This window comes from Jeotgalicoccus meleagridis (assembly GCF_903994045.1).
In the GTDB taxonomy this organism is placed as follows: domain Bacteria; phylum Bacillota; class Bacilli; order Staphylococcales; family Salinicoccaceae; genus Jeotgalicoccus; species Jeotgalicoccus meleagridis.
In genome coordinates this window covers 147,546-160,102 of sequence record NZ_CAJEWD010000008.1, presented here as the reverse complement: position 1 = coordinate 160,102, position 12,557 = coordinate 147,546, and the positions used below count along the sequence as shown (strand labels likewise).

General features: G+C 35.2%; 14 protein-coding genes. 13 read left to right on the top strand and 1 reads right to left on the bottom strand.

What is annotated here, in order from left to right; genetic code table 11:
- Positions 1-8: 8 nt before the first annotated feature.
- Positions 9-569: a hypothetical protein gene (locus tag JEOSCH030_RS06435; RefSeq protein ID WP_185125798.1), complete on the bottom strand. Its 561-nt coding sequence runs from the start codon at positions 567-569 to the stop codon at positions 9-11.
- Positions 570-683: 114 nt separating this feature from the next.
- Between JEOSCH030_RS06435 and JEOSCH030_RS06430 the strand changes: the two genes are divergently transcribed.
- The 13 genes from JEOSCH030_RS06430 to recN all read left to right on the top strand — a co-directional run bounded on the left by JEOSCH030_RS06430 (position 684) and on the right by recN (position 12,434).
- Positions 684-1,739 (top strand): M24 family metallopeptidase, encoded by a 1,056-nt coding sequence (locus JEOSCH030_RS06430; protein WP_185125797.1) that lies wholly within the window; start codon positions 684-686, stop codon positions 1,737-1,739.
- A gap of 25 nt (positions 1,740-1,764) precedes the next feature.
- The gene (gene efp / locus JEOSCH030_RS06425) at positions 1,765-2,322 is read left to right on the top strand and encodes an elongation factor P (protein ID WP_185125796.1); all 558 of its coding nucleotides are present in this window, start codon (positions 1,765-1,767) and stop codon (positions 2,320-2,322) included.
- 96 nt (positions 2,323-2,418) lie between these two features.
- On the top strand, positions 2,419-2,859 hold the full coding sequence (accB, locus tag JEOSCH030_RS06420) for an acetyl-CoA carboxylase biotin carboxyl carrier protein (protein ID WP_185125795.1): 441 nt from the start codon (positions 2,419-2,421) through the stop codon (positions 2,857-2,859).
- Entirely contained in the window at positions 2,859-4,205 is a 1,347-nt protein-coding gene (gene accC / locus JEOSCH030_RS06415; RefSeq protein ID WP_185126537.1) for an acetyl-CoA carboxylase biotin carboxylase subunit, read from the top strand. The genes accB and accC overlap by 1 nt, the downstream gene beginning before the upstream one ends.
- Before the next feature lie 91 nt (positions 4,206-4,296).
- Complete coding sequence (locus JEOSCH030_RS06410) at positions 4,297-4,647, top strand: Asp23/Gls24 family envelope stress response protein (protein WP_185126536.1); 351 nt, start codon at positions 4,297-4,299, stop codon at positions 4,645-4,647.
- A 26-nt stretch (positions 4,648-4,673) separates the two neighbouring features.
- Complete coding sequence (gene nusB, locus JEOSCH030_RS06405) at positions 4,674-5,057, top strand: transcription antitermination factor NusB (protein WP_185125794.1); 384 nt, start codon at positions 4,674-4,676, stop codon at positions 5,055-5,057.
- Positions 5,058-5,062: 5 nt separating this feature from the next.
- Positions 5,063-6,409, top strand: coding sequence for an exodeoxyribonuclease VII large subunit (xseA, locus tag JEOSCH030_RS06400; RefSeq protein WP_185125793.1), 1,347 nt, complete (start codon positions 5,063-5,065; stop codon positions 6,407-6,409).
- A complete protein-coding gene (gene xseB, locus JEOSCH030_RS06395) occupies positions 6,396-6,599 on the top strand; it encodes an exodeoxyribonuclease VII small subunit (RefSeq protein ID WP_185125792.1) in 204 nt (67 codons plus the stop codon). The genes xseA and xseB overlap by 14 nt, the downstream gene beginning before the upstream one ends.
- The gene (locus JEOSCH030_RS06390) at positions 6,592-7,464 is read left to right on the top strand and encodes a polyprenyl synthetase family protein (RefSeq protein WP_185125791.1); all 873 of its coding nucleotides are present in this window, start codon (positions 6,592-6,594) and stop codon (positions 7,462-7,464) included. The genes xseB and JEOSCH030_RS06390 overlap by 8 nt, the downstream gene beginning before the upstream one ends.
- 89 nt (positions 7,465-7,553) lie before the next feature.
- Positions 7,554-9,443, top strand: a complete 1,890-nt coding sequence (gene dxs / locus JEOSCH030_RS06385; protein WP_185125790.1) for a 1-deoxy-D-xylulose-5-phosphate synthase — start codon at positions 7,554-7,556, stop codon at positions 9,441-9,443.
- Positions 9,424-10,212 carry a TlyA family RNA methyltransferase gene (locus JEOSCH030_RS06380; protein ID WP_185125789.1) on the top strand — a complete coding sequence of 263 codons (789 nt, stop codon included), beginning with the start codon at positions 9,424-9,426 and terminating at the stop codon, positions 10,210-10,212. Before dxs ends, JEOSCH030_RS06380 begins: the two co-directional genes overlap by 20 nt.
- Positions 10,213-10,299: 87 nt before the next feature.
- A complete protein-coding gene (gene ahrC / locus JEOSCH030_RS06375) occupies positions 10,300-10,752 on the top strand; it encodes a transcriptional regulator AhrC/ArgR (protein WP_185125788.1) in 453 nt (150 codons plus the stop codon).
- Positions 10,753-10,769: 17 nt separating this feature from the next.
- Positions 10,770-12,434: a DNA repair protein RecN gene (recN, locus tag JEOSCH030_RS06370; RefSeq protein WP_185125787.1), complete on the top strand. Its 1,665-nt coding sequence runs from the start codon at positions 10,770-10,772 to the stop codon at positions 12,432-12,434.
- The last annotated feature ends 123 nt before the right edge of the window (positions 12,435-12,557 follow it).

The following is a 12,557-nucleotide window of genomic DNA, read 5'->3' as shown; positions in this document are numbered from 1 at the left end:
CAATCTTTCTACAAGTATTCTGTTGCTTGTTGTAACTGTTGTATTGCCTCATCTAGTAATTCTTCATCGTCAGCTGCAATGGCATCGGCAATATCAACTACCGCCTCATCAATTTCTTTGTTAGCAAGGACCAGGTTTTCATGTTCTCGAGATAAAACCTCTGTCAATTCTAATTCGCTGACTGACGCGTCAAAGGTCTCTATAGTTTCAGAGATAGAATCTCTTACTTTAACAACGTCTCCTGTTTTAACTTCCTCGCCGTTTCTATAGTTTAAGATGTAGTCATTTAATGCATTTAATTCTTCACTAAGGCTTGAAGCATAGTCGGAAACGATAGTAACATATTTTTGAACATTCGGATTGTCTCTATCTTCTTCGAAATTTATAATTTCTTCTTCTAAATTATCTAAGTGTAACTGTAATTGTTGATTACGAACTTGTTCAGTTTGTAAGAGGTTTTCTAATTCACTCTTATATTCTTCTTGTTTTTTTAATGATTGTTCTGGATCATCGCCAGAACAGCCGGCGACAAAGATAGTAAGCGCCATGAGAGAAAGTCTGATTTTCATTGTATAATCTCCTATATATCATTAGACTATTTTAACATGTTAGCGTTAAAATATAAAAAGAAAATGAAATAGTGCTTATTATATTGTAAGATATTAATGAAGGGGTGCGAGAAAATGAATAAATTAACACATGTTCAAGAGATACTTAAAGATCAAAATCTAGATGCCTTTTTGGTAATGAGTAGTTATAATCGCAGATATTTAAGCGACTTTACAGGCTCAAGTGGAGCAGTTATTATCACACCAGAAGAATCATTCCTTATGAGTGACTTTAGATATAAAGCCCAAGGTAAAGAACAAGCCAAGAACCTGAAGTTTATCTTACAAGAAAGTAGCCTTATTGATTCAATTATAAATTTCTTACAGGAAAAAGGAGTTAAAACTTTAGGTTTTGAAGGTGAGCACGTTAATTATAATACATATGATAAGCTAAACTCATCTTTTGAACTCGTCGCTTTAACAGGTGAAGTTGAAAAAATTCGCCAATTTAAAACGGATGACGAACTTGCTTTAATTCAAAAAGCTTGTGAAATTGCAGACGCATCATATGAACACATCTTAAAATTCGTTAAAGCTGGCATGACAGAAATGGAAGTTAAAAACGAATTAGAAGCTCATATGATCAGTCTCGGAGCAAGTGGACCAAGCTTTGATACGATTGTTGCAAGTGGTTATAGAGGTGCACTCCCTCACGGAGTAGCTTCAGATAAAGTTATCGAAGATGGTGATATGGTTACCTTAGATTTTGGTGCTTATTACAAAGGATATGCATCAGACATTACGAGAAGTTTTGCTGTCGGTTCAGTATCTGATGAGATGAAAAAAGTATATGATATTGTCTTAGAATCACAACTTGCAGCTTTAGATGGTATTAAAAATGGAATGACTGGCCAAGAAGCTGATGCGATTGCAAGAGATATTATAAGTTCATACGGTTTTGGAGATAACTTTGGTCATTCATTAGGTCACAGCTTTGGTCTTGAAGTTCATGAATCACCTGGGCTATCATCTAAGAGCTCAGATGTTTTAAAACCAGGTATGTGTGTCACTGTGGAACCAGGGATTTATATCGACGGGGTCGGTGGTGTGCGTATAGAAGACGACGCGCTTGTTACTGAGGACGGTCTAAAAAAACTTACCCACAGTTCTAAAGAATTATTTATAATATAATGATACGGTCAATAGGAGGATAAACATGATTTCAGTAAACGATTTTAAAACAGGATTAACAATTGAAACAGACGGTGGAATTTGGAGAGTAATGGATTTCCAACACGTTAAACCAGGTAAAGGTGCGGCTTTTGTACGTTCTAAACTTAAAAACCTACGTACAGGTGCGACCCAAGAGAAAACTTTTAGAGCAGGGGAAAAAGTTGGTCGTGCTCAAATAGATAATAATAAAATGCAATATCTTTATGCAGATGGGGACTCTTATGTCTTCATGGATAATAACTCATATGAACAACTAGAAATTCCTGCAAGTCAACTAGAACACGAAGTAAATTATTTAAAAGAAAACATGAACGTATCAATCATGTTATATGAAGGTGAAACTCTAGGAGTAGAACTGCCTAAGACAGTTGAACTAGAAGTAATTGAAACTGAACCAGGAATCAAGGGAGACACTGCAAGTGGTGCATCTAAATCTGCAACACTAGAAACAGGTGTCACACTACAAGTACCACTTTTTGTAAACCAAGGAGATGTGCTTGTGGTTAACACTGATGATGGTTCTTACGTTTCTAGAGCCTAAATTTAAGAGCAGTAGTGACTGCTCTTAAATAACACTTGAATTGGTACGACCACCGTTGTAGAATGTAACACATATTATTTTAGGGAGAGTTTTTAAATGAATTTAGAACAAGTCGATTCTTTAATCGAAAAAATGGAGCGTGCTTCACTTACAGAATTATCATATAAAGATAAAGATGTGGATATTAAATTAAAAAGAGAATTGTCACAACCACAAGTTCAGGCAGCACCAGTTGTAGAAACTGCTCAAAACCAAGTGGTAAATAAAGCAACTGAAAATGTGGCTCCTGCACCTAAAGAAGAAGGACAAACAATCAAAGCACCTATGGTAGGGACATTTTATAAAGCACAATCACCAGAAGCGGAAGCTTATGTCAAAGTAGGGGATAAAGTAACAAGTACTACTGTTGTTTGTATTTTAGAAGCAATGAAATTATTCAATGAAATCCAAGCAGACGTATCCGGTGAAATTGTAGAAGTCCTTGTGGATGATGGAGAAATGGTTGAATATAACCAACCATTATTTAGAGTACGATGATAAAAAAAGTATTAATTGCAAATCGTGGTGAAATTGCTGTAAGAATTATCCGTGCATGTCACGAACTAGGTATTGAAACAGTAAGTATTTATTCTGAAGCAGATCAGGACAGTTTACACCGGAAACTGGCTACAGAATCTTACTGTATTGGACCGAAGCTCTCAAAAGATAGTTATCTCGACATGATTGGAATTATTACTATAGCAGAGTCAACAGGTTGCGACGCAATCCATCCTGGTTATGGCTTTTTAGCAGAAAATAGTGACTTTGCTGAAATGTGTGAGACCTCTAACTTAAACTTTATCGGGCCAATGTCTGAAACTATTTCTTTAATGGGTGTTAAAGATGTTGCTAAACAGACTATGAAAGAAGCGAATGTGCCGACAGTACCAGGGAGTGATGGTGTTGTTGAATCACTTGAAGACGCTTATAAAGTTGCAGAAGAAATTGGTTTCCCAATCATAATAAAAGCAAGTTATGGTGGTGGCGGTAAAGGTATCCGCATTGCCAGAAATAAAGAAGAACTCAAACAAAACTATAAATTAACAGAGCAAGAAGCAGAGAGTGCTTTTGGTAATAAGAGTCTCTATATTGAAAAATATATTGAAAACTTCCGCCATGTAGAAATACAAGTACTTGGAGATTATCACGGTAATGTTGTTCACTTAGGTGAAAGAGATTGTACGGTACAACGCCGTATGCAAAAGTTAGTTGAGGAAGCACCGAGTCCTGTCATAAGTAAAGAAACGCGTCAAGAGATGGGTGAGACTGCGGTTCGTGCAGCTAAAAGCATCGATTATATCGGTGCTGGTACGATTGAATTTATCTATGATTTAAATGAACATAAATTTTACTTTATGGAAATGAATACGAGAATCCAAGTAGAGCATCCTGTAACGGAGATGATTACTGGAATTGATTTAGTTAAGGCACAAATTCAAGTTGCTGCCCATGAGCCACTTGCTTTTAAACAAGAGGATATCGAGTTTAAAGGTCATGCTTTTGAATTTAGAATCAATGCGGAGAATCCATATAAAAATTTCATGCCTTCTGCTGGGAAGATTACAGAGTTCCTACAACCAGGTGGTTTTGGAGTCAGAATGGATACAGCATCATATCAAGGTTATACGATTCCTCCTTTTTATGATTCGATGATTGCTAAACTTATCGTACATGGTAGTGATCGAGATGATGCTTTAAAAACAGCGCGTCGCGCCCTAAGTGAATTTTATATAGGTGGCATTGATACGACGATTCCGTTTCACCAGAGACTGTTAGAAAATAAAGCTTTTATCAATAATGATTACAATACAAACTTCTTAGCTGAAGAGGATATTATGAAGTAAAAATTGCCCATCATAAACATGATGGGCTTTTTTAGATAAAGCATTTTTATAACTTGAATGCACATGCTATAATAATAGGGAGGTGATTGTGATGATACTACAAAATCAAAGTACTGATTTAGGCACGATTGAAATTTCTAGTGAGGTTATAGAAGTAATTTCAAGCATTGCAGTCGAAGAAACAAAAGGTGTGCACTCCTTACAGAATAACTTTGCTAGTGGTAATATTGAAAAGCTTGGTAAGAAGTTCAGAGGTCGTGGCGTTAAAGTAGACGTTCAAGAAGGTACAATTCATATCGCGATCTACGTTGTCCTTTCAACAGATAGAAATGTCCACAATGTTGCTGAACGTATACAACAAAATGTTAAACAAGCGGTTTATAATATGTTAGAAGTAAATGTTAATGAAGTAAATGTACACATCGTGAACATTATTAAATAAGTAAATAGATAGGTTTAGGTGTTAGCATGAAGAGACATGAACAAAGACAAAAGGTTTTCCAATTACTGTTTCAAATTGACAAAGATCTCGTAGAGTTAAATGCTTGTAAGTTCTATGACCTTTATCAGAGAGAGATGTTTATCAAAGCAACTGTAGATTATTATATTGCAAACAAAGAATCAATTAACGAGAAAATTAGTGAAAATTTAACAGGTTATACAATTGAACGTATTTCCAAAGTTGAAAGAAATATATTGAGGCTTGCCCTAAGTGAATTACAGGCCCATAACTCACCTGTAAAGGTTGTTATAGACGAAGCTGTCAGATTAGCAAAAAATTACGGCGATAAAGATAGTCATCGATTTGTAAATGGAGTATTGAAAAATTTTGCCGTACAAAATGAAGGATAATTAAAATGAAGAGCAATCAGTATTTATCAGTTCAGTCTCTGAGTAAATATCTTAAATATAAATTTGACAAAGACCCGTACCTACAACGGGTCTTTCTTAAAGGTGAGCTATCTAACGTTAAACAGCATTCAAATGGGCATATTTATTTTTCAGTAAAAGATGATTCAGCTGTTATTAATGCTGTGATGTTTAGAAGCTTTGCTGATAAAATAGATTTTAAACCTGAAGAGGGACAAAATGTCTTATTAAGTGGCAATGTTAGCTTATATACTGGTCGTAGTCAGTATCAAATATTGGTAAAAGAAATGGAAATCGATGGTATTGGCCAACTGTTTCTAAAGCTTGAAGAGAATAAGAAACTTTTAAGAGAAAAAGGATATTTTTCATCAAGCCACAAAAAAAGTATTCCGTTTTACCCAAAACATATTGCGATTATATCTTCTAAAACAAGTGCTGCCATTAAAGATATGATAACTACTTTGTCTCGTCGCTATCCTTTGGTTAAAGTGACCTTATTAAATACTTATGTCCAGGGTGAACTGAGTAAAGATAGTGTTATTAGTAATTTAAAACGTGCTGACTCTTTAGATGCGGATACCGTTCTCTTAGCACGCGGAGGTGGGTCTATTGAAGACCTTTGGACCTTTAATGAGCTTGATGTTGCACTGACAGTTTTTAATATGAAGACACCGATTATTACAGGTGTCGGCCACGAGACAGATATTACTTTAGTTGATTATGTCAGTGATTTAAGAGCGCCGACTCCAACAGCTGCTGCTGAACAAGCTGTGCCTAATAGTCGAGATTTACTAATTAAAATTCGTGAACTTAAAGAACAAGCTGAGTACATATTAAATAATGGTTTATCTAAAAAGAGAAAGAATCTTGAAAGTTTATCTTCTTATTATAAATTTAAAAATCCTAATTTACTATATAGTGAAGAAACCGATCGTCTAAACGAATATACGATGATGCTGGAAAACAAAATGAAAGAGAGTCTAGTCTTATATCGTCATAATTTAAGTCAAAGAATGACTGGGCTTAATTACAATAGTCCTTTACCTGAAATTAAAAACAAGCAGCTAGAACTTAAACGTTTAGTCGATTCCTTAAATCGTTCAACTAAACAACAATTGAAGCTCGGGGCTGATAGACTAAATAAAAATATCCAAGTATTGGAGTCAGTCAGTCCAGGACAAATATTAAAAAGAGGCTATTCCTACACGACTTATCAAGGTAGTATTGTTAGTAACGCTAAAGAACTACAAAAAGGTAACCAATTAGAAATAACATTTGATTCCGGCAGTGTTAAAGCTGAAGTTATAGAGGTGACTAAAGATGGAGAAAAATGAACAAACATTTGAAATGAAAATGACACGCTTAGAAGAGATTGTAAAATCTTTAGATGAAGAAGAAGTGTCTTTAGAAAAATCACTAATTCTATATCAAGAAGGTATTAAACTTTCTAAAGAGTGTGATGATATTCTTAAAAATGCTGAATTGAAAGTCGCTGAATTGTCTGAGGCAGATGAAGATGAATAAGACTGAGTCTTTAACAATGGTAAGAAGGTATATACTGGACCATTTATATAAATATCGTCAATCTGAGACTATTTATCAAGCGAGTCGCTATTCTATAGAAGCTGGTGGCAAAGGCTTAAGACCTATGCTCTTATTTACAGTCTTAGATGCATTAGCCGTAGATAGAGACAAGGGACTCAGTGCTGCAGCTGCTCTTGAGATGATTCACACTTATTCTTTAATTCATGATGATTTACCAGCTATGGATAACGACGATTTAAGAAGAGGAAAACCAACTAACCATGTTGTTTTTGGTGAAGCGACAGCTATTTTAGCAGGAGATAATCTCTTAAATGAAAGTTATAAAGTAATTTCTAATGATGATAATTTGAGTTTTGAAACTCGGATTAAGTTGATCAATGAATTAGCTTCTGCCAGTGGTCAAGCGGGTATGATTAGCGGACAAATGTTTGATATAGAAGCAGAGAATAAGACCATTAGTTTAAGTGAACTTGAACGCATTCATCAATATAAAACGGGTGCGCTCATCAGAGCGTCAGTATCACTTGCAACAATTGTCGCTAATGCATCTGAGAAATTAAAAGAGAAGCTTATAGATTTCTCCATGGTCATTGGTGTATTATTTCAAATTAAAGATGATATTCTAGATATAGAAGGTAAACCAGAAGAAACTGGTAAGAACACTGGCAGTGATGAGAAAAAAGGTAAGGTCACTTACGTTAGTGAACTCGGTTTGAATGGTGCTAAATTGGAACTTGAGAAAAAAGAAAAAAATGCATATAAAATTTTAACAGAACTAGATCACGACATTGATACTAGTGGTTTGAGAGAAATTGTGGCAATGTTCGCTGATCGAACTCAATGATAATTCCATTCTTAGGGGTTATCATTTTCTTTTTGCTCATATAATATAGTGTTATAATAATTAATAGTAAATTTAAAGGTGGTTGCTATATGAATATATATAGTATTGAAGAGCCTTCATTTTTGAAAAACTTAAATGATAAGGAGCTCGAGGAACTTGCAAGTGATATTAGAGAATTTCTCATAGAATCATGCGCAAAAACAGGCGGCCACATCGGAGCAAACTTAGGTGTCGTGGAATTAACTATTGCGCTTCATAAGTACTTTGATTCGCCTAAAGATAAAATAATTTTTGATGTTGGACATCAAGCTTATATACACAAAATATTAACAGGACGCATAGCTCAGTTTGATACTTTACGTCAATACAAGGGGCTATGTGGCTTTCCTAAAATGCGTGAAAGTGAACACGATGTATTTGAAGCAGGGCATTCTTCTACATCGCTTTCTGCAGCTATGGGATTTGCAAAAGCACGTGATATAAAAGGTGAAGATAATCACGTGATTCCAATCATTGGAGACGGTGCGCTTACTGGCGGAATGGCTTTAGAAGCTCTGAATCATATTGGTAGTGATAAAACTGATATGACCATTATTTTAAATGATAATGAAATGAGTATTGCACCAAACGTCGGAGCTTTACACAATATGCTTGGACGTATGAGAACTAATACACAGTACAACAAAATAAAACACGGTGCTGAGGAGTTTATCGAAAAGTTACCGCAAGTGGGCACAACTTTAAGAGACTTAGCAGATCGTGTGAAAGATAGTACCAAGTATATGTTTGTGGATGGTGTCTTCTTTGAAGAACTAGGCATTAAATATATTGGTCCTGTGGACGGTCATAGTTTTGAAGATCTAGCTGCTGCCATTAAAACTTCAAAAGAATATAAAGGACCAGTCATAATTCATGTAATTACTAAAAAAGGTAAAGGTTATCATCCAGCTGAACACGATAAAACTGGTGTCTGGCATGGACTTGGCCCTTATAAAACTGAAACTGGCGAAGTGCTTGGTCAGAAGTCTACTGAGTCATGGAGCGGTTTTATGTCAAATACAGTCTTAGAACATGCGCATAAAGACCAGAGCATCGTCGCTTTAACACCCGCTATGCCTGTAGGTAGTAAACTAACAAAATTCCAAAACGAATTGCCTGAGCGCTTCTTTGATGTTGGTATCGCAGAACAACATGCTGTGACCATGTCAGCAGGACTTGCAGCAGCTGGTATGAAGCCCTATCTTGCAATCTACTCAACCTTTTTACAAAGAGGCTATGATCAACTATTACATGACGTTGATAGACAAAACCTTAATGTCTTAGTAGGTATAGATCGTAGTGGTCTAGTTGGTGCTGACGGAGAAACACACCAAGGTGTCTTCGATATTAGCTTTATTAGTCCATTACCAAATATGACGCTCATGATGCCGAGAGATGAAAAAGAAGCGGCTATGATGATTGATTTTTCATTTAAAACAGAAGGTCCTATGGCAATCAGATACCCAAGAGGTAATGTGCTTGGTGTCGATATGAACGAAGATAGAGATAGTTTAAAACATGGGACTTGGGAAGTTCTAAAAGAGGGCAGTGATATTGTTTTAATATCCTATGGCCCTACACTTCAAACGGTCTTAGAAGCAGCCCATGGTTTAGAAGAAAAAGGTGTTAGTGCTAAGGTCATTAATGCAAGATTTATAAAACCGATGGATTACAAGATGTTAGATGAGATTGGAAATAGTAAGTTACCAGTATTTACTGTTGAAGAAGCTATGTTAATTGGCGGTTTAGGCTCTATGGTCTCAACTTATTTAAACGATAAACAATATAGTAATCTCGTTCAAAGACTTGGCATAGATAATGAATATATTGAACATGGTAACGTCGACCGTTTACTTGGAGATATTGGTCTAACAAGTTCAAATATCATCGATAAATCTATCCAATTATTAGAGGTCAAGAATGAAAAAAGTACGTACTGATGAATTTATATTTGAGAACTTCAATGTTGGATCTCTAGAAGATATTAAACGTCTGATTATGGCTGGTAAGGTCTTGAATAATAATGAACCCGTCTATAAGCCATCTGATAAATTAGACCCTGAGAAAGCAGAAATCCGCTTTAAAAATGTAAAGGAATTCGTTTCTCGTGGTGGCTTAAAAATGCAACATGCCATTCGAACTTTCAAACTTGATATGGACGACATCATCATGCTTGATATTGGTTCATCCACAGGAGGCTTTACAGACTGTGCCTTAAAATCAGGTGCAAAACTCGTTTATGCTGTTGATGTTGGTACTAATCAGCTGGATTATAAGCTCCGAACCGATGAGCGTGTTGTTGTGATGGAACAGACAAATTTTAAAGACACTGTTTTAGAGGATTTTAAAATCTTACCAGATTTGATTTCGATAGATGTTTCTTTTACTTCTATCGTGCCGATTCTTAGACATATTAAATCTTTATTTAGTCATCAGTATGCTATATCAGCACTGATTAAACCACAATTTGAAAGCTATTTAGAAGAGCGAGAAGAAAGTGGAATTATTACTAATCAAGAGACCCATCAAAATGTCATAAAAAGAGTCTTATCTGAGTGTGAAGCACTTGGGTTCTCTCTTTTAGATATCAGTCAATCTCCTATTAAAGGGAGTAAAGGAAACATAGAATATTTATGCTTTCTGAATAATGATGGCAAAAAAATTAATAGCATTACAGAAGAAGACATCAGCATGGTAGTGCATCGCTGATGTCTTTTGATTTTGCTAGGCAAGTGTAAAATATTGTGATAATATAATGAATAAATATTCAATGAACTTATACAAGGGGGATTTAACATGTCAAACAAGTCAATCCGGCAAATTAAGATTAGAGAAATTATCACCAACAACAAGATTGAGACACAAGAAGATTTGGTAGATAAGCTAAATGAACACAAGTTTAATGTCACTCAGGCTACCGTTTCAAGAGATATAAAAGAACTACAATTGATTAAAGTACCATCACCAAGTGGAGAATATGTCTACAGTATGCCTAAAGATAGACAATATCATCCTTTAGAAAAACTTGGCCGTTATTTAATGGACAGCTTTGTAAAGTTGGACTATACAGAAAATTTATTAGTGTTAAAAACTTTACCAGGTAATGCTCAATCTATCGGGGCAATTATTGATCAGCTAGAATGGGAAGAAGTTATTGGTACCATTTGTGGAGATGATACTTGTCTATTGATTTGTAGAGATGAAGCTTCTCAGCAATTAATCAAGGATCGAATTTTTAATCTCATTTAATAAATGGAGTGTTTAATGTGCTATTAAGACTGAGTGTAAAAAACTTTGCGGTGCTTGAAAATATAGAGATTGATTTTAACAAAGGGATGACTGTCTTAACAGGAGAATCTGGGGCAGGGAAGTCAAAAATAATTGATTCAATTGCTTATTTAAATGGCAAACGTGCGTCTCAAGATGATATTAGACACGGAGAAAGTCGTGCGGTCATTGAAGGTGTCTTTGATTTTCCGGAATATGTGCCTTTAAATGAAACCCTCGAAGACATCGGCATTGAACGTGATGAGTTGTATATTGTCAGAAGAGAAATTATGAATAATGGCAAGAGCTTAATCAAGATGAATAATAAGATGATTACACTCAATCAACTCAAAGATATCATGCATCATGTCTTATCTATTCATTCACAATCAACACACCATGCCGTGCTAAAGAAACCTGAACAACTCGCATCATTAGACCGCTATATTGGCTTAACTGATGAGGATATTTTTAAGCAGTATCAAGATGACTATGAAGCTTATCAAGAAGTAAATACAAGAATTGAAGAGCTTGAATATAAAGATAGAAATCGTCTGACTCAATTGGAAATGCTTAAATTTCAGTTTGAAGAAATCAATACGATGGATTTAAAAGATGATGAGGAAGAAGAGCTTGAGAATGAACTCGAATTTTTATCAAACTACGAAAATATTAGTGATTCTTTAAACCAAATCAAATCACTCTTAGTCAGTGAATATCCACCTCAAGGTATGCTATATGATATCAGTCAATCACTTGAGACCATTACGCGTTATGATGCATCATATACATCATATAAAGATACTTTAATGGATGCTTACTATTTGCTCACAGAATTAAATTCTCAAGTATCGAATGACCTATCATCAATAGATTATGATGCTGAGAGGTTGAATCTCATTCAGGGGCGTTTAAATCAGATTAATCAACTCAAGAGAAAATACACGAAAACCTATGAAGATCTCTTAGCCTTCAAAGATGAATTAGCCTCTGATATCAACGACTTAGAAAATATATCTCAGTCCTTTGAGCGCCTTGAAAAAGAACAAAAAAGATTGTATAAAAAAATGGAAACATCGGCAGAAGCGCTACATCAATACCGTCAAGATCGTAAGCATTTCTTAGAAAGTAAATTAAGAAGTGAACTTAATGATTTGGAGATGCCGAATGTACAATTTGAAATTCACTTAAAAGAAGCACATTTTAATGAGCTTGGTTACACAGATGCAGAGTTTCTAATCAGTGTTAATAAAGGAGAGCCTTTAAAACCATTAAATAAGATCGCTTCAGGAGGAGAAGTATCTCGAGTCAGTTTAGCACTGAAGACAATTTTCTCTGATTTCGATAGCGATTCACTGATAATCTTTGATGAAATAGACACTGGAGTCAGTGGCGTCGTTGCTGCGACCATGGTCGAGAAAATGAGACTTTTATCGAGACAAAGACAAGTCATTGTAATTTCTCACTTACCGCAAGCTGCAGCGATAGCCAATCACTTATTACACGTTGAAAAAACCAATGATAAGGAAAGAACATACTCTAAAGCTTGGTACTTAGATTACAATGAAAAAGTAGAAGAAATTGCCAGAATGATCAGTGGCTCAAAAATCACAGAAGCAGCGCGCTTAAATGCAGAAGAGTTGTTGAATTCAGGAAAAGAATAGGGCAGGGTTATAGGATCTAGTTTATATTGGTCATCGAATTTTTGACGACGTCCGATAAGATATATTCATTCATAATATCAAGAAACATAAATACACCGTTAATATCCTAAAAACCAAGGATAC

Coding starts and splice junctions, on each gene's coding strand:
- dxs (WP_185125790.1), top strand. CDS start 7,554: ATGAATATATATAGTATTGAAGAGCCTTCATTTTTGAAAAACTTAAAT.
- JEOSCH030_RS06435 (WP_185125798.1), bottom strand. CDS start 569: ATGAAAATCAGACTTTCTCTCATGGCGCTTACTATCTTTGTCGCCGGC.
- xseB (WP_185125792.1), top strand. CDS start 6,396: ATGGAGAAAAATGAACAAACATTTGAAATGAAAATGACACGCTTAGAA.
- ahrC (WP_185125788.1), top strand. CDS start 10,300: ATGTCAAACAAGTCAATCCGGCAAATTAAGATTAGAGAAATTATCACC.
- JEOSCH030_RS06380 (WP_185125789.1), top strand. CDS start 9,424: ATGAAAAAAGTACGTACTGATGAATTTATATTTGAGAACTTCAATGTT.
- accB (WP_185125795.1), top strand. CDS start 2,419: ATGAATTTAGAACAAGTCGATTCTTTAATCGAAAAAATGGAGCGTGCT.
- efp (WP_185125796.1), top strand. CDS start 1,765: ATGATTTCAGTAAACGATTTTAAAACAGGATTAACAATTGAAACAGAC.
- nusB (WP_185125794.1), top strand. CDS start 4,674: ATGAAGAGACATGAACAAAGACAAAAGGTTTTCCAATTACTGTTTCAA.
- xseA (WP_185125793.1), top strand. CDS start 5,063: ATGAAGAGCAATCAGTATTTATCAGTTCAGTCTCTGAGTAAATATCTT.
- JEOSCH030_RS06390 (WP_185125791.1), top strand. CDS start 6,592: ATGAATAAGACTGAGTCTTTAACAATGGTAAGAAGGTATATACTGGAC.
- JEOSCH030_RS06430 (WP_185125797.1), top strand. CDS start 684: ATGAATAAATTAACACATGTTCAAGAGATACTTAAAGATCAAAATCTA.
- JEOSCH030_RS06410 (WP_185126536.1), top strand. CDS start 4,297: ATGATACTACAAAATCAAAGTACTGATTTAGGCACGATTGAAATTTCT.